Origin of the sequence: Plantactinospora sp. BC1, assembly GCF_003030345.1 — a bacterium.
GTDB lineage: Bacteria > Actinomycetota > Actinomycetes > Mycobacteriales > Micromonosporaceae > Plantactinospora.
The window spans coordinates 6,210,322-6,232,243 of the sequence record NZ_CP028158.1 but is presented as its reverse complement, the minus strand read 5'-3'; the positions used below and the strand labels follow the sequence as shown (position 1 = coordinate 6,232,243).

18 protein-coding genes and 1 pseudogene are annotated in these 21,922 nt (G+C 74.1%); 10 read left to right on the top strand and 9 right to left on the bottom strand.

The window, feature by feature from the left end:
* Positions 1-24: 24 nt before the first annotated feature.
* Entirely contained in the window at positions 25-249 is a 225-nt protein-coding gene (locus C6361_RS27410) for a hypothetical protein (protein WP_107269459.1), read from the bottom strand.
* Between the two features lie 501 nt (positions 250-750).
* Between C6361_RS27410 and C6361_RS27405 the strand changes: the two genes are divergently transcribed.
* Positions 751-1,044 carry a hypothetical protein gene (locus tag C6361_RS27405; protein ID WP_107269458.1) on the top strand — a complete coding sequence of 98 codons (294 nt, stop codon included), beginning with the start codon at positions 751-753 and terminating at the stop codon, positions 1,042-1,044.
* 88 nt (positions 1,045-1,132) lie between these two features.
* Positions 1,133-1,447, top strand: a complete 315-nt coding sequence (locus C6361_RS27400; protein ID WP_107269457.1) for a hypothetical protein — start codon at positions 1,133-1,135, stop codon at positions 1,445-1,447.
* 76 nt (positions 1,448-1,523) lie between these two features.
* Here the strand turns inward: C6361_RS27400 and C6361_RS27395 are convergent, their stop codons facing one another.
* From C6361_RS27395 to C6361_RS27375, 5 genes are all read right to left on the bottom strand, one after another.
* Positions 1,524-2,354 carry an ABC transporter permease gene (locus tag C6361_RS27395; protein ID WP_107269456.1) on the bottom strand — a complete coding sequence of 277 codons (831 nt, stop codon included), beginning with the start codon at positions 2,352-2,354 and terminating at the stop codon, positions 1,524-1,526.
* Entirely contained in the window at positions 2,351-3,310 is a 960-nt protein-coding gene (locus C6361_RS27390) for an ATP-binding cassette domain-containing protein (RefSeq protein ID WP_107269455.1), read from the bottom strand. The genes C6361_RS27395 and C6361_RS27390 overlap by 4 nt, the downstream gene beginning before the upstream one ends.
* 30 nt (positions 3,311-3,340) lie before the next feature.
* The gene (locus C6361_RS27385; protein ID WP_107269454.1) at positions 3,341-4,186 is read right to left on the bottom strand and encodes a DUF4097 family beta strand repeat-containing protein; all 846 of its coding nucleotides are present in this window, start codon (positions 4,184-4,186) and stop codon (positions 3,341-3,343) included.
* A 76-nt stretch (positions 4,187-4,262) separates the two neighbouring features.
* Entirely contained in the window at positions 4,263-4,796 is a 534-nt protein-coding gene (locus tag C6361_RS27380; protein WP_107269453.1) for a YlcI/YnfO family protein, read from the bottom strand.
* 119 nt (positions 4,797-4,915) lie between these two features.
* On the bottom strand, positions 4,916-5,965 hold the full coding sequence (locus C6361_RS27375; RefSeq protein WP_234359031.1) for a hypothetical protein: 1,050 nt from the start codon (positions 5,963-5,965) through the stop codon (positions 4,916-4,918).
* A gap of 180 nt (positions 5,966-6,145) precedes the next feature.
* Here C6361_RS27375 and C6361_RS27370 point away from each other — a divergent pair, with 180 nt between their 5' ends.
* The gene (locus tag C6361_RS27370; protein WP_199853098.1) at positions 6,146-6,973 is read left to right on the top strand and encodes a DUF72 domain-containing protein; all 828 of its coding nucleotides are present in this window, start codon (positions 6,146-6,148) and stop codon (positions 6,971-6,973) included.
* A gap of 37 nt (positions 6,974-7,010) precedes the next feature.
* Here the strand turns inward: C6361_RS27370 and C6361_RS27365 are convergent, their stop codons facing one another.
* The 3 genes from C6361_RS27365 to C6361_RS27355 all read right to left on the bottom strand — a co-directional run bounded on the left by C6361_RS27365 (position 7,011) and on the right by C6361_RS27355 (position 10,976).
* Entirely contained in the window at positions 7,011-8,810 is a 1,800-nt protein-coding gene (locus tag C6361_RS27365) for an Hsp70 family protein (protein WP_159079500.1), read from the bottom strand.
* A 120-nt stretch (positions 8,811-8,930) separates the two neighbouring features.
* On the bottom strand, positions 8,931-9,536 hold the full coding sequence (locus tag C6361_RS27360; protein WP_107269449.1) for a DNA-binding response regulator: 606 nt from the start codon (positions 9,534-9,536) through the stop codon (positions 8,931-8,933).
* Between the two features lie 36 nt (positions 9,537-9,572).
* Positions 9,573-10,976, bottom strand: a complete 1,404-nt coding sequence (locus C6361_RS27355) for a sensor histidine kinase (RefSeq protein ID WP_159079499.1) — start codon at positions 10,974-10,976, stop codon at positions 9,573-9,575.
* Between the two features lie 621 nt (positions 10,977-11,597).
* On the opposite strand from C6361_RS27355, the gene C6361_RS27350 reads away from it, so the two are divergent.
* From C6361_RS27350 to C6361_RS27320, 7 genes and pseudogenes are all read left to right on the top strand, one after another.
* Entirely contained in the window at positions 11,598-12,956 is a 1,359-nt protein-coding gene (locus C6361_RS27350; protein ID WP_199853097.1) for a glycoside hydrolase family 5 protein, read from the top strand.
* A gap of 4 nt (positions 12,957-12,960) precedes the next feature.
* Positions 12,961-15,009, top strand: a complete 2,049-nt coding sequence (locus C6361_RS27345; protein WP_159079498.1) for a hypothetical protein — start codon at positions 12,961-12,963, stop codon at positions 15,007-15,009.
* On the top strand, positions 15,006-17,417 hold the full coding sequence (locus C6361_RS27340; RefSeq protein WP_159079497.1) for an ROK family protein: 2,412 nt from the start codon (positions 15,006-15,008) through the stop codon (positions 17,415-17,417). The genes C6361_RS27345 and C6361_RS27340 overlap by 4 nt, the downstream gene beginning before the upstream one ends.
* A complete protein-coding gene (locus C6361_RS27335; RefSeq protein ID WP_107269446.1) occupies positions 17,414-18,967 on the top strand; it encodes a hypothetical protein in 1,554 nt (517 codons plus the stop codon). The genes C6361_RS27340 and C6361_RS27335 overlap by 4 nt, the downstream gene beginning before the upstream one ends.
* On the top strand, positions 18,964-19,974 hold the full coding sequence (locus tag C6361_RS27330; protein WP_107269445.1) for a Gfo/Idh/MocA family protein: 1,011 nt from the start codon (positions 18,964-18,966) through the stop codon (positions 19,972-19,974). The genes C6361_RS27335 and C6361_RS27330 overlap by 4 nt, the downstream gene beginning before the upstream one ends.
* Entirely contained in the window at positions 19,971-20,897 is a 927-nt protein-coding gene (locus C6361_RS27325; protein WP_107269444.1) for a sugar phosphate isomerase/epimerase, read from the top strand. Before C6361_RS27330 ends, C6361_RS27325 begins: the two co-directional genes overlap by 4 nt.
* Positions 20,894-21,895, top strand: a pseudogene (locus tag C6361_RS27320) (Gfo/Idh/MocA family protein); the annotation flags it as partial. The gene C6361_RS27325 and the pseudogene C6361_RS27320, both read left to right, overlap by 4 nt.
* Between the last annotated feature and the right edge of the window lie 27 nt (positions 21,896-21,922).

Genomic DNA, 21,922 nt, shown 5'->3' with positions numbered 1-21,922 from the left:
GCCAGACCCATGCGCGCGGCTCTCTCACAGCACCGCACCGCGAGGCGCCACTTCGATCGCCGCGACGCCTCGGCCGTAGAGTACGACGAGCCGGTCACCGTGTGTCGTGTGCAGCACTCCCGAATCCTGCGCCAGGGTCGAGATCACCTGTTCCACCAGCTCGTCCTCGTCGGAGACCTCCGGTTTGTCGTACGTGATGTCCATGCGGTCGCCGCCGATGAGCCGGACGCGTAGCACCGTGGTTGCCATGTCCTAGAAGCTAGTCGAGTGGGGAAGCCAGGGGCAGTGCCGAGGGGAGCCGCCTTCGCCGGCACTCAGCCCCTGGGCTTGCAGCGGCACCGCTGGCTGTAGTGCGGGTAGAGTGGGCGATGGATCAGTTCGTCAACAGCGTTGGCGGGCCAGCGCCTACCGGGCGTGCTGCTCAGGTCTCGGCAGTGTCCACGGGACAACCTCCAGGTTTGAGGGCCGAGCGTTGGCAGACCATCCGATCGACATCGACACTTCAGTTTGCTGACGGGCGACGCCGAATCCGTTGCCGGCGACGACCAGCGACGGCGTGCGGCAAACCGTCGTGCTCGAAGACATGACAGGCGTCCAGTGGCTGGTCGCCCCCTTCGGGAAACCCTCGGCCCAGGCACAACGCTCCGGCGTCCGTCAGTGACCCTGCCCGGGGCTTGCGGCACGACCGCGGCAGGCGGGCGCCGATCTGCCTGGCCCGAACGAGCAACATCCACACCACAGGAGAAGGACATGACGTTTCTGTTAGCCCCGCCCGCGGTCTTTCCGGCACCCTTGCGCCAGCCCACCAAGACCCTCCGGGAAAAAGGGGCAGACAGTTTTCACGCCGTGCTCGCCGGGGTCCTGGCCGCCGGGCTGGAGGATGCGCTCGAAGCGGGTGACCACCCGAGAGCGATCAGCTTCATCAACCGCGGCTTCGCGGAAGGAAGTCCGCAGCTTGGCTGCGACCTTCTCTGCCGGGCCATTTCGGTTGTCGGGACAGCCCGGACCTGGACCGTGCAGCTCGCGCCCCTGCGATCACGGTAGCTGCCTCGATCAGAAGGTCCGTCGCGCTACGGATCGCTGTCCCGTCACCGGCAACGCCACACCACAGCCGCCGTCCGGCACCGGGAGCGTGCCGCTGCCGCTGCTGGCGGTCGATGACTACCTGCCGCTGGACGGGGCGAACCGGCCGATCGCGTCCGGCACGGCGACCTTCGCCGTCGCCAGGCACCCGGCACAGGCCATCACCGCCTTCACCCTCGCCGCCTCCCTGGACAGCGGCGCCACCCGGCGGTCCGTCCGGGTCGACCGGTCGGGCGACGGCAGCTACCGGGCCCGACTGCCGCAACCCGCCGCCGGCCAGACGGTGTCGTTGCGGGTGACGGCGCAGGGCAGGGCCGGTAGCGGCATCGAGCAGACCATCCTGGACGCCTACCGGGCCGGATGACCCTTCCGGTACCAATGCCCGAGGCCCACGGACGGCAACTGTCCGTGGGCCCCGGGCGGTGGAGGACGATGCCTGGTCAGGACTGGCGGTTGAAGAGTCGCTTCGACCAGAGGTACCCGCCGAGCGCGATGGCGGCGCACCAGGCGAGGGCGATCCAGGCGTTGTTTCCGATCGGCCCGCCCAGCAGCAGGCCGCGCAGGGTCTCGATGATCGGCGTGAACGGCTGGTACTCGGCGAACCAGCGCAGCCCGGCCGGCATGGAGTCGGTGGGGACGAACCCGCTGCCGAGGAAGGGCAGCAGCACCAGCGGCATCGGCAGGTTGCTCGCGGTCTCGACGGACTTGCTCACCTGGCCGAGCGCGACGGAGAGCCACACGAGTGCGAAGGTCACCGCCAGCAGGAAGCCGGTTGCGGCCAACCATCCGCCCAGCCCGGCGGTGGGCCGGAAGCCGACCAGCACCGCCACGCCGATCACGATCGCCAGGCTGAAGACCGTCTGGATCATGCTGCCCAGGACGTGTCCGGTCAGCACCGAGACCCGGGCGATGTGCATGGTGCGGAACCGGGTGATGATGCCTTCGGTCATGTCCATGGCGATGGAGATCGCGGTCCCCTGGACCGTGGCCGCCACGGTCATCAGGATGATCGCCGGCGCCACGTAGTTGGCGTACGCGGCCCGCCCGCCGGCCGAGCCGTCCACCACCCCGCCGAGCCCGGCGCCCAGGGTGCCGCCGAGTACGTAGACGAAGAGCAGCAGGAAGACGACGGGCATCCCGACCAGCATCAGGGTCATCGACGGGTACCGCAGCATGCGCTTGAGGTTGCGGCGCAGCATCGTCGCCGAGTCGCGCAGCGGATGGAGCCGGAGGCTCGCCGGGGCGGGGCCGGCGAGGGCGGAGGTACTCATCGGGCGGTCACCTTCTCGTTCGTGGGGTTGCCGGTGAGGGCGAGGAAGACGTCGTCGAGGTCGGGGGTGTGCACGGAGAGTTCGTCGACCTCGATGGCCCGGTCGTCGAGCCGGCCGATCAGGGTCTTCAGCGAGCGCAGGCTGCCGTCGCTGGGCACCCGCAGGGCGAGCGCGTCGGCCTCGCGGGAGGCCTGACCCAGTACGCCGAGGGCGGCGTCGAGGCTCCGCGGGTCGGTGAAGCGCAGCCGGACGTGTCCACCTGGGATCCGGCGCTTCAGTTCCTCCGCGGTTCCCTCGGCGACCACCCGACCGTGGTCGAGGACGGCGATCCGGTCGGCCAGTTCGTCGGCTTCCTCCAGGTACTGGGTGGTCAGGAAGATGGTGACGCCGCTGGCGACCAGGTCCCGGACGATCTGCCACATGTTCCGGCGGCTGCGCGGGTCGAGCCCGGTGGTCGGCTCGTCGAGGAAGATCACTTGCGGGCTGCCGACCAGGGTCATCGCCAGGTCGAGCCGCCGCCGCATCCCGCCGGAGTAGGTCGCCGCCGGTTTCCGGCCCGCATCGGCCAGGTCGAACTGTTCGAGGAGCTGGGCGGTGCGCCGCCGGCCCTCGCCCCGGGGGAGGTGGTGCAGGTCCGCCATCAGCAGCAGGTTCTCCTCGCCGGTGAGCAGGTTGTCGACCGCCGAGAACTGACCGGTGACGCCGATCGCGGCGCGTACCGCGTCCGGCTGGCGGCCGAGGTCGTGCCCGGCGACCGACGCGTCACCGGCGTCCGCCCTGAGCAGGGTGGACAGGATCTTGACCGTGGTGGTCTTGCCGGCACCGTTCGCGCCGAGCAGCGAGAAGACCGTCCCCCGTCGTACGTCGAGGTCGAGACCGTCGAGTACGACGTGGTCGCCGAAGGACTTCCGTAGTCCGGTCGTGACGATCGCCGGCTGGGATTGCCTGGTGGTCATGGTTGCCTCTCTCCGGGGGCCAGAGGTGGATCAGGAGCGGTGGACGGTGATGTCGCCGTAGGAGGTGCGGCCGCGCACCTGCACGGTCCGGTCGGTCTCGTCGGGGCGGGTGGCGCTCTCCATCAGGTTGCGCACCTGCCCGAATCCGGTGTTCACCTCCAGCCAGGCGGCGGTGCCGTCGGCGATGCCGATCTCCAGGTCGCCCATCGCGGTTTCGAGTACGACCGAGCCGCGGACCACCTCGCCGAGCCGGATGCTGCCGTTGGAGGACTTCGCGTCGACACCGGCGCCGGCCTGCTCGACCCGGATGTCACCGTTGGCCGCGCGGACCCGTACGTCGCCGGTGACCGAGTCGACCGTGGTCTCGCCGTTGGAGTTCTTGATCACCGCGGTGCCCTCGATCTCGCCGATCCGGACCTTGCCGGAGCCGGTGGAGATCTCGGCGTTGCCGGCGATGCCGTCGGCGGTGACGTGCCCGGCCGCGGTCTCCAGCCGGAGCGGGCCGGTTCGTTCGAGCCAGACGTTCCCGGCGGAGGTCTTGACCCGGCACTCACCGAGTCGACCGGCACAGCGGATGTCGCCCACCTGCATCTCGGCGGAGACCTGTGAACCGCTGGGCAGTGCGATCGACACGTCGACCGACCTGCTCTTGCGGGAGAAGTCGAAGGGGCGCGACTTCGGGCCGGTCACCCGGAGTACCCCGTTGGTGTAGTCGACGCGTACCTGTGCGGCGGCCTTCACGTCCGACTCGTCGGCCTCGTCGCTCGGGCGGACCTCGACCACGGTGTCGGTCCGGTCGCTCGCGGTGATCTGCACGGCGCCGACGCCGAGTTCGAGCGTGACGGCGATCGATTCGGGCGTCTCGAAATTTGGCATGGTTGTCTCCACATCATCGGTAGCTGAGGCGTCCCCGCAGGTCGGGGACGTGGTGGAAGGAAAGGCGTGGGTGTGGCTAGCGCACCCAGCCGCTGAAGCGCTGCTGGGTCCGTTTCCCGCTGGTGCGGGCCTCGGGCCGCGCGGCGCGGTCGGAGCGTTGCAGGCCGGCGGCGGCCGCCCGGACCAGCCAGGCGTTGACCGAGCGGCCCTCCTTGGCCGCCGCCTCCTCGATCGCCGCCTTGAGCTGCTCCGGCAGGCGTACGTTGATCCGCGCGGAGGGACCTTCCTCGGCGATCAGCAGATCGCTCTCCGGTCCGCCGTCGATCGGCGCCGTGGCGTCCCCGGCGGCGGACCCCAGTGGCTCGGCGGGTGGCGGGGTCACGACGAAGTTCGGATCCCGTCCGCGCAGCCGCAGCTCCACGGAGCCGGGAGCCAGGTCCCGGGTGATCTCGTCGGCGGCGGCCGAGAGCGCGTCCAGCAGCGTCATCCGGATCGCCGACTCGAGCGACTCGGTCAGGCGCTCGACCAGCACCCGCGACTCCTCGCCGCCGGCTTCGGCGAGCGTGGCGAACTCACGTCCGAGGTTGCTCACGTACGAGGTCAAATCCATGGTGCCATCATGGCACACTCATGGCACCACTGCAAGCCAACTTGGCTCAGGGTGCTGCCATGCGTGGTGCCAAGTGGTGTGCCAAGCCGCATCTGGGCAGCTCAGAGGTGGGTTACGAGTCAGCCGAGGGCGGCGCGCAGCCGGTCGTACGTCGGGGCGAGTTCGCGGAGCGCGGCGGCCGCCGCCGGCAGATCCCCGACCACCATCGGGTACTGCATCGAGCCCACCAGCCGGGCCTGGAGCGCGGCGATCCCCGCCGCTTCGGCGTACCCGGCCCGCAGCAGGCAGTCCGCGGTGTCGCCGAGCCGACGCGCGCCGACCCGGATCGCGAAGTAGATCAGGTGATCCCGCAGCCCGCCGCCCGCACCCGCCTCGATCAGCTGGGCGACCCGTTCCGCCGCCTCGCCGTTGCCGAGACTGCCGGGTGGCATCGCCATCTCGGCCTCCATGGCGAGCCGCCTGATCGCCGTCGGGACGATCGACCGGATCGCCTCGGCGTCGGACACCTCCGCGACCTGCCGGAAGTCGGTACGCATCGTGTACGGCTCGCCGTAGTCCACCGTCTCGGCCCGCCAGGCGGCCAGGAAGTCGTCCACCGGCACCTGGGCGTACGGGTAGCCGTGCGGGTCGTGCACGAGCACCCGGTCGTCGGCCACGTCGAGGACGACCACGTAGTGATCGGCGCCGATCGGCCCGGTCATCTCGGGATGGTGCCGCAGGTGACCCATCTCCAGCGGCCCGACCCAGACCGGACCGGTCGCGGCCGCCCCGGCGAGGCGGGCCAGCGCCTCGTCGGCGGTACCGCCCCGGCTGACCGCCGAGCGCCAGCCGATCGCCGCCAGCGCCTGGTCGAAGCCGAGTTCGGGATTCCAGCCGTACGCGTCGAAGAACACCGTCCGACCGCCGATCAGTTGCATGCCGAACGGGCCACCGGTGGCGACCTCGATGACGGCGGTCGACGGGGCCCGCTCGCCGAGCAGCATCGCGAACGAGTTGGCGTAGCAGTACGGGCCGCTGCCGACATAGGGGGTGTGGCGCATGGAGAGAGCCTTTCGCCGGGGTGGATCGGGAGACGGAGAGGTGACCGGGTACGCGGCGAGGCGCAGGGCCCTCGGCGACAGCCGCTCGGCCGCGCCGAACTCGCCGGCCCGCAGGTACCTTCGCCGCACGCCATGGAGTCTGCGCCGCGCCCCCGGGGCGAGGTCAAGGCGGAACCGGACCACCCGGCGGCGGCCGTATACCGTTGCCATAGCACGGCGGACGACCCGACGGGTGACCCGGGCGGGCCGGCCGGGGTGTGCGCGGTGCGGCGGGAGGGATCCGGGATGCGACTGTCCGTGGGATGTGCGATGTGGACGCACAGGTCCTGGCAGGGGCGGTTCCTGGCGCATCCCCTGCCGGCCGCCGAGCGGTTGCGCGGCTACGCCGGTTGGTGCGACGCGGTCGAGGGGAACACCACCTTCTACGCGACCCCGACCAGGGAGACGGTGGCCTCCTGGGCGCGGCAGACCGATCCCGACTTCCGGTTCGTGGTCAAGATCCCGAAGCTCATCACGCACGAACACCGGCTCACCGACGTCGACGAGCCGCTCCGGGCCTTCCTGGCCGCGGTCGAGCCGCTCGGCCCCCGGGCACACGCGCTCTGGATCCAGTTGCCGGGCTCCTTCGCCCCCGGCGACGTCGCCGTGCTCGCCCGCTTCCTGCGCCGGCTCCCCGACTCGCACCGCTACGCCGTCGAGGTCCGCGACCCCGCGTTCTTCACCGACCCGCGCGCGACGCGGCTGCTCGAAGGGGTACTCGCCGACGCCGCCGCCGAGTGGATCCCGTTCGACACCACCGGGTTCTTCCAGCGTCCGCCGACCAGCGACGCGGAACGGGACGCCTGGACCAAGAAACCCCGGATGCCGCTGCGGACGGTCGCGCTGACCGACCGGCCGATCGTCCGGTACCTCGGTCGCGACGATCCCGAACAGACCGTGCGGGGCTGGCGGCACTGGGTCGACGTCGCCGTCGACTGGCTGGGCGAGGGGCGCTCGCCGACCGTCTTCATCCACACCCCGGACAACGCCGACGCGCCGATGCTCGCCCGCCGCTTCCACGACGAGGTACGGGCCCGGGTGCCCGGACTCGCCGCACTGCCGGAGCCGACCCCGGCCGAGCCGCTGACCCTCTTCTGACCCGGCGATCCGTTGCCTCTGCCGGGGCGGCGGTCGGTCAGCGGACCCGGATCCACTCGCTGGGGCCGTTGCCGAAGAGCCGCATCGTGTCGCCGGTGCAGATGTATTCGGTCGGCTCCAGCAGCAGCGACAGCGGGACGCTGGCGTTGCGGCTGCTGCCCCGGTAGAGCACGATCGTCCCCTTGGCCCGTACGCCGCTGACGTACTCCACGCCGTTGCGGTGGTAGACGTTGGCCGAGGCGGTACCCCGGGTCCGTTCCCGCCACCGGACACCCCGGTAGGTAGCGGTCTCGTCCGTGGTCCGGCTGAAGTCCAGCGTCACCCTGCCGTCCGCCCCGTAGGTCTGTATGGTGCCGGCACCCCCGCTGAACTGGACGCTCTGGTTGTCGATCTTCTTGTCCGACTGGCCGCCGAGGCTGCGCCAGGTGCCGACCATGCAGGCGTCCACCCCGGCGGCGGTCACCGTCGGCGTGACGGAGGGCCGGGGTGACGCGCTGCCGCCGGGCGTCGCGGAGCTGCTCGCCCCGGCGGCGCCGGTCAGCTCCGTACCCCGGTTCGGGTCGCCGCCCCCGGCGACGGCGGCGGCGACGGTGGCGGCGGCCAGCACGGCGGCGACCGCCACGGCCGCGCCCGTCACCCGGACCCGCCGGGACCGGGACAGCGCGGTCCACCGGCCGAGCCGCCCGCCCGGCGCGGCGGTGCCGGCGGTCGCGGGTTCGGCGGCCGGCGGCGGCGCCGGCACCCCGACCATGGCCGGCTCGGCGGAGCCGGCCGGGACCCGCAGGCTCCCCTCGGCGACCACCAGTTCCGGCTGCTCGACGACGCTGGGGGCGATGTCCAGCGCCCGGTGCAGCGCGGTCGCGACCGCCGGCATCCGGCTCGACCCGCCGGAGAGGAAAACCGCCGCGACCGCCGACTCCCCGTCGTCGAGCCGGCCGAGCAGGGCACGGGTGGTCGCCACGGTACGCGCGACGACCGGCGCCGCCAGCTCCTCCAACTCCTCGCGGCCGAGCGGCATGTCCACATCGAAGAGCGGTACGTGCACCAGCGTCGTGGTGCTCCGGGTCAGCATCTCCTTGCCGGCCCGCGCGTTGGCCCAGAGCTGCTGGCTGGCCCGCCGGTCCGAGGTGCTCTCCGGACTGGTCAGCCGGGCCCAGAGCGACTCGTCCCGGCTGCCGATCGTGGCACCGATCCGCTCCACGATCGCGGCGTCGACGTCGAGCCCGCCGCAGTCGGCCAGCCCCTCGGTGGCCAGCACCTCGAACCCGTCCCCGGTACGGCGTACCACGGTGACGTCGAAGGTGCCGGCGCCGAAGTCGTAGACCACCGCGTAGCGCCCGACCGGCAGCTCCCGGCCGGCCACCTCGACGAAGAAGTTGGCGGCGGCGACCGGCTCGGCGACCAGGCGTACGGTCGGCAGCACCCGGTTCGCGGCGGCCAGCAGGGTGCCCCGGCGGTGCGTACCCCAGGCGGCCGGATAGGTCAGCACCGCCTCGGTGACCGGTTCGGTGGTGATCAGGCGTACCTCGCTGGCCACCCGGCGCAGCGGTGCGGCGAACAGCTCCTCGACCGACATCTCCCGGCCGCCGAGCAGCACGGTGCCCTCGTCGACGCAGCGCTTCGGATAGGGCTCGTAGGACTGCGGCAGCGAGAGCGCGGTGTGCAGCGCGTCCTGGCCGACCAGCAGCCGCTCGCCGGTGTCGGCACAGACCGCCGAGCGCAGCAGCGGCGAGCCGTCGAAGAGCAGCGGCCGGGGTTCCCGCCCCGGCAGAGCCAGCACCGCGACCGTGTTGTAGGTGCCGAAGTCGATGCCGAGTCTCGCGCCCACGCCACGCACAGCATCACGGTACGGGAGCCGCACCCCGGCACGCTCGCCCGTTCGGCGCTTCCTCGCCCCGGCGACGACGCGGGCCCGACCGGGGGCCGGGGGACCCTGGCGGAGGTCGTCGGCGGCCGCTCAGAGCCAGCCGTTGTCGACGGCGATCCGGTACGCCTCCGCCCGGCTGCCGGCGCCGAGCTTGCCGACCACTGCGGCCAGGTGGTTGCGTACCGTGCCCTGCGACAGCGAGGTGCGCCGGGCCACGGCCGAGACGGGCGCGTCCGCGCCGGCGACCCGGAGCACCTCCAGTTCGCGCGGGGTCAGCGGACACTCGGGGGCGATCAGCGCCTCGGCCGCGAGCGCCGGGTCGACGTACCGTGCCCCGGCGTGCACCCGCCGGACGACGTCGGCCAGCGCGCCGCCCGGGGCGCCCTTGGCCAGGAAGCCCCGGGCGCCGGTGCCCAGTGCCCGGCGCAGGTGTGCGGGCCGGCCGCGGCCGGTGAGGATGACCACCGCGCAGGAGGGCAGTGCCCGGGCCAGTTCGGCGGCGACGCCCATCCCGTCCAGCGCCGGCATCTCCAGGTCGACCACCGCGACGTCCGGCCGGTGCGCCAACGCCGCCTGTACCGCCGCCCGGCCGTCGGCGGCCTGCGCCACCACCTCCAGGTCGGGTTCCAGGTCGAGCAGGGCGGCGACGGCGACCCGGATCAGCTCCTCGTCGTCCGCGAGCAGTACCCGGATCACGGCCGGTCCGCCCTGGCCGGTGCCGGTTCACCCGGCTCACCCGGCACGCCCACCGCCGCCGTCGTGCCCGCCGCTGCTGTCTGGTCCACCACCGTCGCTCTCCTCCCCGTCACCGTCGCCTCCGGTCCGTGCACCCGGCACCCGTGGCCGCGCCACCGTCGGCCGTGCCCCGGAATCGACCCCGTCATGCACGGCCGGGCCGACCTCGTCATGCACGGCCGGGCCGACCCCGTCGCCCACGGCCGGGCCGGGCGCGGCGGCCTCCGCCGGGCCGGGCGCGGCGGCCTCCGCCGGGGCCGGCACGACGGCCTCGACCGTGAAGACGCCGTCGCGGTGTTCGGTCCGGAGCAGCCCGTCGGCGTCGGCCAGCCGGTCGGCGAGACCGCGCAGTCCCGAGCTGTGCCGGTCCGGCGCGGCCGGCCCCGCCCCGTCGTTGGCGACGGTCAGCCGGAACCGGTCGGCGTCCCGACCGACCTCGATGGTGCACCAGGTGGCCCGGCTGTGCCGCAGCAGGTTGGTACTCGCCTCGCGCAACACCGGAGCCAGTTGGGCGGCGACCTCTTCCGGTACGTCTCCGGCCGGTTGGGTGACCGCGCAGCGTACCCCGGAGGAGCGCAGTACCTCGGCGGTGGCCGCCAGTTGTTCGCGCAGGTCGACCGCGCGGTAGCCGTGCACCGCCTCGCGGACCTCGGCCAGGGCCGCGACGGCCAGCCGCTGCACCTCGGCGGCCTCCCGCCCGGCCCGTTCCGGATCGGCCGAGGCGAGTCGGGACGCGAGTTCCGCCTTGAGCGCGATCACCGAGAGGTGGTGTCCGAGCAGGTCGTGCACGTCCCGGGCGAACCGGAGCCGCTCCTGGGTGGCGGCCAGCCGGGCCTGGGCGGCCCGGCCCCGCTGCGCCTGCACCAGCAGGTCCCAGAACCACACCTGGAACCAGCCGATCGCGGCGACGGAGAGCCCGATGCCGCCGGTGATCAGGAGGTGGTCCGACACCTCGCCGCCGGTCCACCGGGCCACCGCGACCGCGACGCCGACGGTCGCCGCCACCACCAGGGTCGCGGTGCGGCGGCCGAGCAGCAGCGGCGCGGTACCGACGGTGGAGGCGCCGAGCCAGGCCCAGGTGGGCCAGTCGCCGCCGGCCACCGGAGCGACCAGCGGTACGGAGGCGACGGCGGTTCCGGCGTACCCGGCCAGTGCGCGGCGCCGGGCCGAGGCGGTCAGCCAGGGGGTGAGCAGGACGTACAGCGCGACGATCTGGGCGGTGGCGACGGCGACGATGCCGGCCGAGCCGAGGGCGATCCAGAGCGGATCCGACTCCCGGGCCAGCCCGATCCCCGGCATCATCAGCGCGGTCAGCAGCGTGCTGAGCAGCGCGACCAGGGTGGCGATCCGGGGCCGGCGCAGCCGGGGATCACGCCCGGGCGGATCGGTTGGGCTCGCCATCCGGCCGATGCTATGTCCCCGGGCACGGTCGATGCCGACTGCCCGGGGTCCGGCCCGTCCGGCCGAACCCGGTTCGGCGGGCGATTCGGCGAATCGCGTCGTACCTCACTTGTAGAGAAACGGGTCGCGGGGGTGGCGACGGCGGCGCCGCCGCATCAGGCGACGTACGGCGGATAGGACCGACCTCAACGCGCTCGGCCAAACCATTTTCCCCCCGAGGGGTGCGGCGGGGACCGGGTGGGTGGGATCGCTAACATCCCCGCCGAAAAATATCGCTTCGGATCGTTCTCGGCAACAACCTGGACCGGCCGGCCCCGCTGACTCCCCGGGGTTGCGGTGCAACGCTCCGGGCTCGGCAGGTACGCCGTGGGAGCGCGTCCATTTGATCATGCTCGACCCCTTGACGATTGTCGTTCCATCGTATTGAGTCGATATCGATCCGAACGGGCAATGCATCCGACGACGGGAAAGGCAGGGGGTGGCATGTCCGTGTCTCGGTTTGCTTTGACATGCCCCGGAGGATTTCTCCGGACCAATGGCGATCAAATAGTTGACGGCGACGGACGGCCGGTTATCTGGCGGGGGATTGGCCTCGCCGGTTGGCTCAACTTCGAGAACTGGATGACCGGTTTCCCGGCGTACGAGCAGGGCATGCGGGCCGCCGTGCGGGACGTGCTCGGTCCGGAGCGGGCGGCGTTCTTCTTCGACCGCTTCCTGGAACACTTCTTCACCGCCGACGACGCCCGGTTCATCGCCGGGCTGGGCTGCAACGTCGTCCGGATCCCGGTCAACTACCGGCACCTGGAGGACGACCGGCGACCGTTCGAGATCGTGGAGTCCGGCTTCCACCACCTGGACCGGGCCATCGAGCTGCTCGCCGCCTGCGGCGTACGCACCATCATCGACCTGCACGCGCTGCCCGGCTGGCAGAACCAGGACTGGCACAGCGACAACCCCACCCACGTCGCCCAGTTCTGGCAGCACCCGCACTTCCAGGACCGGGTCGTACACCTCTGGCGGGCCATCGCCGGCCGCTACCGCGACGAGCCGTGGGTCGCCGCGTACAACCCGGTCAACGAGCCGGCCGACCCGAGCGGCGAGGTGATCGGACCGTATTCCCGCCGGCTGGTCGAGGCGATCCGCGAGGTCGACCCGGAGCACATCGTGATCCTGGAGGGCAACCGCTACTCCAACGACTTCGACGTCTACGGCGAACCGCTGCCCAACGTCATCTACTCGCACCACGACTACGCCCCGCCCGGCTACGTGCCGGACGGCCGCTACCCCGGGGTGGCGCACCTGACCCACGTCTGGGAGTCGCCGGACGGCGTCGGCTACGAGCACGGCATCCTGCTGCCGGACCAGTCCCGCGACCAGTACTTCGACGCTGATGTGCTGGAGCGGACATACCTCAAGCGCAGCGAGTACATGCTCCGCACCGGTACCCCGGTCTACGTCGGCGAGTTCAACGCGGTCTTCACCGGCGACGCGGAACAGGACCGGATGCGGCTGGACCTGCTCGCCGACCAGTTCGAGATCTACACCCGGCACCGGGCCAACTGGGCGTTCTGGCCCTACAAGGACATCGGCGTCGCGGCGCCGCTGACCGTCGACCCGGAGAGCCCGTGGATGCGCCGGCTCCGGCCGGTACTGGAGAAGAAGGCCCGGCTCGGCGTCGACCTGTGGGGCGGCCGGCACGACCACATCCAGCAGGTGATGGGACCGCTCAAGGAACTCTTCGCCCGGGAGTTCCCGGACTACCTGCCGTTCCCGTTCGGCAGCGAGTTCCTGATCGGCCGGCTGGTGCCGCAGATCCTCTTCGCCGAGGCGCTGCTGCCGGAGTTCGGCGAACTGTTCCGGGGGATGGGCGAGTCGGCGATCGACGAGATGATGCGCTCGTTCCGGTTCGACCAGTGCCGGCAGCGCGAGCCGCTGGTCGAACTGCTGCGCCGGGCCTGTGCCCAGCAAGCGCCGGTGTGAGGCGATGTCGTCGACCACCGGGGCTCCGGCCCTGGCCCGCCCCCGCGACCTGCCCAGGCCGGCGGCGTCCCCGCCCGGGCGCAAGGACGCGCTCCGGGTCAAGCTGATCGACACCTTCGAGCTGCGGATGCGCCGGGGCCTGTGGCGGCCCGGCGACGTCACCCTGCTGCGGACGCTCGGCGGCGCGCGCCGGGTCCTCGCGGTCTGCGACCGGCCGGAGCAGCGCCGCCGGCTCGACGCCTATCTCGGACACTGGCGGGACCGCGGCGTGCTCGACCACCACCGGACGGTCGAGGCCGCCGACCTCGCCGCCCCGGACGACCCCGATCCGGTACGCGCCGTGGTGCGGGCCGCCGTCGCCGCCGGACTCGGCCGGCGGGACGCCTTCGTCTGCCTCGCCGGGCCACCGGCGACCGCGACCACCGTGCTGGCCGCCGCCATGTACCGCCGGTACGCCCACGCGGTCCGGGTGCACGACGACCTGCCGTCGCTGCTCGCCTCCCTGCACTGGAGCGCCCGGGTGGTGGCCGGCGAGCCGGCACTCGCCGCCGAGACGCGCGATCCCGTGCTCCTGGTCGACGTGGACACCCTGCTCGCCGACCCCGCCCCGGTACGCCCCGACGAGGAGGCCGCGATCCGGCACCTCGTCGGCTACGACGACGTACTCGCCGGCCAGCTCGACCGGGTCGCGGAGCCGGCCCTGGTCCGGCAGGCGGCGCTGGACGCGGTGGCCCGGCTGCTGCACCGGTACGGCCCCGGCGACGGGCGGATCTGGCCGGCACCGCCACCGGCGACCGCCGCGCCCGCGATGCTTCCGGCGCCCGCCGCGGCGGGACCGGGACCGGGGTGGCGGCCGTCGGTGCCGGCGCCGGTCCGGGCGCACCGGATCCGGGAGCTGGGCTATCCGGTCACCTTCACCGTCGGGGTCCTCGCCCCGGACAACCCGGTGCTCTCCGCCCACCTGCCGGCCGGCGCCCGGGTGCTGGCGGTGGTCGACGACTACTCGCCGACCGTCACCGCCGCCCTCCGGGACTCGCTCGCCCGCCGCTGCCGGCAGGGCCGGCTCGCCGGCTACACGGTGCTGCCGGTGCGCAGCTCGCCCGGGGGCAAGACCCTCGACGCCGCCGGGCGGCTGCTGCGCCGGGTACGCGGACTCGGTCTCGGGCCCGCCGACCGGATCCTGGCGGTCGGCGGCGGCACCGTGCTCGACCTGGTCGGCTACGTCGCCGCCTGCCATCCCGGCGCTACCCCCTACCTGCGCGTCCCGACCACCCTGGTCGGACTGGTCGACGCGGGCGTCGGGCTGAAGGTCGGCGTCGACCTCGACGGCCGGAAGAACCTGCTCGGCGCCTACCATCCGCCGCTGGCCTGCCTCTGCGACGCCGGATTCCTGACCACCCTGCCGGAGCCCGAGTTCCGGTGCGGACTGGCCGAGATCGTGAAGATCGCTCTGGTCCGGGACGCCCGCCTCTTCGCCCTGGTCGAGGAGCACCACGCCGGGCTGCGCGACCCCGCCGCCGCCCCGGTGCTCGACGAGGTACTCCGGCGCGCGGTCGCCGCGATGCTGGTCGAACTGGAGGAGAACCCCTGGGAGCGGCGGCTGCGCCGGCTGGCCGACTTCGGCCACGAGTTCGGGCACGTCCTGGAGGAGCGGTCCGGCTACCGGCTCCGGCACGGCGAGGCGGTGGCGGTCGGGATGGCGCTCTCCTGCCGGCTGGGCGTGGCCGCGGGGCGACTGCCGGAACGCCTCGCCGACCGTACCGAGACGCTGCTGCGCCGGATCGGGCTGCCGACGTACGACGACTGCTGTGACGCCGCCGAACTGTGGCGGGCGCTGCACACCCACGTACTGCCACACAAGGGCGGCGAGCTGCACCTGGCCGTACCGGTCGGGCTCGGGGTCGGCGGCTTCGTCGACTCGATCGAGGAGATCGGCGCGGCCGACCTGGAGCGGGCCTGGTCGGCGCTGCGCCACCGGGCCGGTACGCCGGTCCGGACCACCGGAGCCGGCGGCGAGCCGGTGCTGCCGGCCCCGGCGTGGAGCGGTTCGTGACCGGAGGCACCGGGCAGGACGGGCAGACGCGGATGACGGGGCAGGAACGGCAGCCGGGCGGAACGGCGGGCACCGGCCGGGACGGCGCACCGGATGCCGCCGGCACGGCGGGGACGGGCCCGGACGGGTGGCCCGGGGCGGCGGCGGAGCGGGGCGTGGTGGTCGACGTCGGCGGCACCTGGACCCGGTTGGCGCTGGCCGAGCGGGGACGGCTGGTCGGCGAGGTGGTCCGGTTCGCCACCCCGACCCGGCGCGACCGGCCGGAGATCCCGCTGGCCGTCGTCCGGGACGACCTGCTGGACCGGATCGCCGCCGAGGCCGACCGGCTGCACCGGGCCGCCGAGCCCACCGGCCGGCGCGACGTCGGGGTCGCCTTCGGCGCGGTGGTCACCGCCGAGGGGGTGGTCCGGGACGCCAGCGTGCTCTGGCAGGCGCGGTCGGCCGGCTACGACGTACGGGCCGCGCTGCGGGCCCGACTGCCGTGGGCCCGGGTCACCGTACTCAACGACGTCGCCGCGGCGGCCTGGCACTACCGGCGGCTCGGCCGGTTCGCCCTGCTCACCGTCAGCACCGGCGTGGCGGTCAAGGTCTTCGACGACCGGCTGCCCGGCACCGCCAAGCTGCTCGCCGACCCGACCGGGCTGGGCGGGGAGATCGGGCACGTGCCGGTGGAACCGAGCCGGCTCGACGCGGTACCCGGTGGACCGGCCGGTGCCGCCCGGCTCGGCCGGGCCGCCGCCGCCGGAGACCGGGCCGCCCGCGAGGAACTGGCCACACTGGACCTGCCGTGGTGCGACTGCGGTGCGGTGGCGGACCTCTGCGCGTACAGCTCCGGGCCGGCGGTGCTGCGGGCGGCGGCCCGGCGCGCCCGGCAGGAGCCGACCGACTTCGCCGGTTCGGTACTGCACCGGCTGGTCGGCGGCGACCCGGACCGGATCGACGGCCGGGCGCTCGCCGACGCCGCCCGGACCGGCGACGCGTTCGTCACCGACCTGGTGCGTGCGGCGACCCGGCACCTCGCGGTGGCGCTGTTGCAGGTCTGCGCCCAGCTCGGGCTCTGCCGCGTGGTGGTGGTCGGCGGCTTCGCGCACGGCGTCGGCGCACCCTGGTTCGCCGCCCTGCGCGGATGGCTGGCGCAGCTCTGCGTCGACGCCGGCTGGTTCGCCGGCTGGACGGCCGCCGAGCGGGACGGGCTGCTGCACGTCCCCGACGACGCCGAGTCGGCCACCCTGACCGGGATGGCCGGCTACCTCGCCGCGCGGCGGGCCGAGATCCGCGAGCTGGTCAAGCCCGTCGGCGAGTCGCGGCTGCTCCTGACCACCGGCGCCCGGCCGCGCTGTGGCCGCGAGCAACTGCTGCTCATGCCGAGGTACGCCGGCCTCTGCGGCACCGACCTGGAGATCCTGCGCGGCGAACGGGGCCTGGAACCGGGGGTGCTCGGGCACGAGTGCGTGGCCGAGGTGGTCGAGGTGGGTACGGCGGTCTCCGGCCCGCGCCCCGGCGACCTGGTGACGCTCAACCCCAACCACCCGACCGACGACTACCTCAAGCTCGGGCACAACCTGCCCGGGGTGTTCCGGGACCTGCTCGTCAGCGACCTGGGCGCGCTGGCACAGGGGCAGCTCGTCGAGGTGCCGGCGGGCTGTGGCCCGGAGTGGGTGCTGCTGGAGCCGCTGGCGGCGGTACTGCGGGCACACCGGGCCCTCGCCGCGGACTGGGCCGGCCGGGACGTCCTCGTCGTCGGTGCCGGCGTACTCGGCCTGCTGCACCTCGCCGTCGCCCGCGCCCGTGGCGCCCGTACCGTGATCGTCGCCGGCCGGAGCGACCGCAGGCTGCACGCCGCCGTCCACCGTGGACTGCCGGCCCCGGACGCGGTGCTGCCGCTCGGGCCGGGACTCGCCACCGGGGTACGGTCGGCCACCGCCGGCCGGGGCGCCGAGCTGGCGGTGCTGGCGGTGGCCGGTGACGGCGGGCCGGCGGCGGCCGAACTCAGCTGGCCGGCGCTGGCCGACGGGGCCGGCCTGCACCTGTTCGGCGGCTTCCGGACCGGCCGGCTGCTTCGGGTCGGCGACGGCGCGGCACTGGACCCGGGACCGGTGCGGGCCGGTGAGCGTCGGATCGTGCCCAACCCGGCCGGTGGCCGGTGCACCGTGGTCGGCACCCGGGGCGGGCGCGCCGAGGACTTCGCCGCCGCCCGCGAGCTGCTCACCGGGGGCGGCACCGCGGCCGTGCTCGACCTGGCGCCGCTGGTCAGCCACCTCGTCTCGCTGCCCGCGCTGCCGGGCGTGGCGACCGAACTCCTCGACCACGGCACGGTCGGCGGCGGCCCGCCGCTGCGGGTCGTGGTCGACTTCCGGCTCGACGGCACGGTGGTCTCCCCGGTGCCGGCCCGACGGGGTACGCCGTGACCGGGCGGCACTGGGCGGTCGAGCCGAGCGGAGCCGAACTCTGGGCGTACGTGCGGGCGGCCGCCAGCGGCGAGCGGCACGGTCCGGCGGGTACGGTCGCCGCGCTCGCCAGCCTCGCCGGGGTGCCCCGGCTCGGCTGGGTACACCCGCCGGCCTGGCCGAGAGTCTCCCGGCTCACCGCCGAACGGGGCGGCGGTACCCTGCTGCGCGGCTGCCGGCGGGCGGTCTTCGTCGGTACCGGCGGTTGGGCCTTCGGGCTGCGGGCGATCTCCGAGGCGGTGCCGGGACAGTCCGCGATCCGGGTACTTGACTCGCTCGACCCGGAGACGGTGCGCCGGACGCTGCACGAGTGGCCGGGGCGGGGCGCCGTCGCCGGGTTCGCGGTCAGCGCCTCCGGGCGTACCCGGGAGACCCGGCTGCTGGCCGCCACCCTCGCGCTGGCCCGGCACCGGACCGGCGGGGCGGCCCCGGCCTGGCTCAGCGAACGCGGCGGCACCCTCTCGGTGGGCGGCGGGCCCGACCAGGTGGCCCTCTACCACGCCCCACTCTCGGTGCCGGCGCTGCTCGCCGCCCGGATGCTGAGCTGGCCGCACTTCGACGACGCCTACCGGGCGTTCGCCGGTGCGGCCCGGGCGATCGGCGAGTGGGCCGGCGAGGAGTCGGCCCGGCTGCCGGCGACCGGCCGGCCCCGGGTGCTGTTCCGGCTGCCGCCCGGCGCCGGCCCGGGGCTGCGGCTCTGGACCCTCCAGGCGGCCCGGCAGGGCTGGGGCGGCAAGTCCGAACGGTTCCGGCCGTGGCCGGACGTGGCGGCCGGACCGGCCTCCGGGCCGGACGTGGCGGCCGGACCGGCCTCGGGGCCGGACGTTGCGGCCGGACCGGCCTCCGGCGGCCGGCACGTCGACGAGCACGTCGACGAGCGGACGCCGCCGGCGCTGGTGGTCGACGTCGCGGCGGGCATCTCCACGCTGTCCCGGCCGGCCGGGGCGGCCGGTGCGGTCGCCGCCGCGATGGCCGCCTGCTACGCGGTCGCCGCCCTGGTCGCCTGCGTCGCGGTGCGGCACGGGTTGCGGTTCGCCACCCACGACGCCGTGGACCATTACAAGCGGCTGGTCCCGGCGGCCCCGACCGCTGCCGACCGGCCCACCGGGGCGGACGCGGTCGCCGGTACCGACGAACTCGCCGGGGTACTCGCCGGCTGGCTGGCCCGGCGGCCCGACCTCACCGCCGTTCACGTCGTCGGCTACGGTGCCGGCCCGGCCACCGGGGTCGAGGCGGAGCGGCTGGCGCAGCGGCTCGGCCGCCCAATCGAGGTGCACGAGGGCAGCGGCTGGAACCACCACTCCTACCAACTGGTCTGGCACACCCGATCGGTCGGGGTGGCGGTGCTGCTCGACCCGGACCCGCCGGTCGGCACCGGCGACTCGGCCCTGGACGGCGCGCTGGCGGCCCAACGGCACACCCTGGACGCGATCGCCGTGGCCACCCACCGCTCGCTGGCGCCGCGCAGCCTGCTGCTGCACTGGCGCGGCGGGCCGGAGCGGGTCCGATGACGTTCCGGATCGGCATCGTCGGCGCCGGGTTCCTGACCCGCCGGGCGCTGCTGCCGGCGATCGCCGCCGCCGACGACCTGCGCCTGGTCGCCGTACTCGACTCCGACGAGGCGGCGCTGCGGGCGGTCGCTGCCGAGGTACCGGGCGTCTGGTCCGGGACGGACGTGCGGGACTTCCTGCGTACGCCGCTGGACGGGGTGCACGTGGCGACGCCCAACCGGCGGCACGCCGAGTACGCCTGCCGGGCGCTGGCCCGGGGCGTACCGACCCTGGTGGAGAAGCCGCTCGCCGACACCGTCGCCGGTGGACAGTGGATTCTGCGCGCCGCGATGGCCTCCGGCGCGCCCGCGATGATCGGCTACATGTCCCGGTACAACGCCTACAACCGGGCGGTGGTCGAGCTGGTCCGCTCCGGACGGCTCGGCGCACCCCGGTCGATCGCCGCCTGCCACCTCGGGCACCGGCAGCGGGACTGGCGTAACCGGCGGGCCGAGAGTGGCCTCGGCTGCCTCGGCGACCTGGCGATCTATCCGTTGCTGACCGCGGCCGACGTCTTCGACGCCGCGCCGACCGCCTGCCGGGCCACCGGCTATCCCGCCGGTGACCGGGAGCAGACCGAGATCTTCGTCGAGGCGACGGTGTGGTTCGGCGACGAGCGGCGGCTCCAGGTCGAGTCGTCCTTCACCGAGCCACCGGAGACCGGCGTCTCGCGCTACACCGTCGTCTGCGAGCGGGGCCTGCTGGTGGTCCGGAACTCGTGGGCGATGGACTCCGGCGGCTCGGTGCTGGTCTGCGACGAACGGGGACGGCGCTGGCTGCGTCCGGAACCGGTGGATCCGTACCTCGCCCAGTACCGGGCGTTCGCGGCCAGCGCGGCCGGACAGCCGGTACCGGTCGAGGTGGGCGTCGCCCGTGGACTGCGGGACCTGCGGGTGTTGCACGCACTGGAACGAAGCGTCGCCAACGGCGGAGTGCGGTTGGCGTTGACCGGAGGGCAGAACCCATGAAGCTCGTCCTGCACAGCTACACCTTCCGCCGGTACCCCCTGCGGCACGTCTTCGCGGTCGCCGCGCGGCACGGCTGGGACGGCATCGAGCTGGTCCACTTCCACTTCGACCCGTCCCGGGTCGAGAGCGAGGTCGCGGCGGCGGCGGCGCTCGGCCGGCGGTACGGGGTGGGCGTGCACTGCGTCGGCTACACCGGGGACTTCGTCGGCGACGACCGGTCGGCCCGGGCAGCCTCGCTGGCCCTGGCCGAGCGGACCATCGCCGCCGCCGCGGCCGCCGGGATCGAGATGGTCAACGGCTGGTCCGGGACCCTGGAACGGGATCCGGACGACTGGCGGGTCAACGGCAGCGCCCTGGCCGAGCAGGTGCACTATGAGCGGGCCGCCGAGGGCTACCGCCGGCTCGGCGACCACGCGGCCCGGCACGGCGTACGGGTGGGGGTGGAGGTGTATCCCGGCTCGGTACACGACACGGTGGCCGGCACCGCGAAGCTGCTGGCGATGGTGGACCATCCGGCCGTGGTCGCCACCGCCGATCCCGGCAACGCCTACGTGGTCAGCGCGGCCGACCGGAATCCCGACGTGCTCGACCAGCTCGCCGGCCGGCTCGGCTACTTCCACCTGAAGAACCTGCACCCGGACGGCGGACGGGCCGACTTCAACGTGGACACCGCCGACGGGGTATTGGACAACTACGCCTGGATCACCAAGGCGGACTCGCTCGGCGTACCGGCGATCTGTGTCGAGTACTGCGGCGACGGTGACCCGCACCCGCCGATCGCCCGGGCCGGCGACTACGTACGCGACTGTCTGGCGCTCCGCGACGACCTCGCCCGCCGGCACGCGGCGGCCGAGGCGGAGGCGGTCGGGGAACTGGCCAGCGGTGCGGCGGCGCTGGCGGGTGCGGCGGGGTCCGGCCGGTGAGCGCGGCACGGCCGCCGGTCCGTCCCGCCGACCGGCCGGTCCGGTGGGGTGTGCTCGGCACCGGCTGGATGGCCGGGCGCTTCGTCGAGGACCTGCTGCGGCTGCCGGACGCCGAGGTGGTGGCGGTCGGCTCGCGTACCGGGGAGGCGGCCGAGCGGTTCGCCACCCGGTACGCGATTCCGCGCGCGCACGGCAGTTGGGCGGGTCTCGCCGCCGACGACCGGGTCGACGTGGTCTACGTGGCGACCCCGCACGCGAGCCACCACGCCGCCACCGCGCTCTGCCTGGACGCCGGCCGGTCGGTGCTCTGCGAGAAGCCGTTCACCCTCAACGCCGGCCAGGCCGTCGACCTGGTGGCCCGGGCCCGCTCGTCCGGTCTCTTCCTGATGGAGGCGATGTGGATGCGCTGCGTGCCGGCGATCCGCCGGCTGGTGACCCTGGTCCGGGACGGCGCGGTCGGGGTACCCCGGCTGGTGCAGGCGGACTTCGGCCTGGTGGGGCCGGTCGACCCGGGTCACCGGCTGCGGGACCCGGCGCTCGGCGGCGGTGCCCTGCTGGATCTCGGGGTCTATCCGGTGACGCTGGCCCAGTTGCTGCTCGGAACACCCGAGACGGTCACCGGGGTCGCCACGCTGAGCCCGTACGGCGTCGACGAGACCACCGCGCTGGTGCTGGGCTATCCGGACGGCGCGCTGGCCAGCCTCTCCTGCTCGATCGTCGCCGACACGCCGTGGACGGCGACGGTCTGCGGCAGCGCCGGCCGGATCGAGCTGGACCGGGGGTTCTTCCGGCCCGCCAGGCTGACCCTGCGGCAGGGTGACGCCGAGCCCCGGATCGTCGAGGTGCCCTACCAGGGGGAGGGGTTCGTGCACGAGGCGGTCGAGGTGATGCGCTGCCTGCGGACCGGGCTGACCGAGAGCCCGCTCGCCACCCTGGCCGACACCGTGGCGGTGCTGCGGATCCTGGACGCCGCCCGGGCGCGGACCGGGGTGCGCTATCCGGCCGACGACGACTGGCCGGCGGCG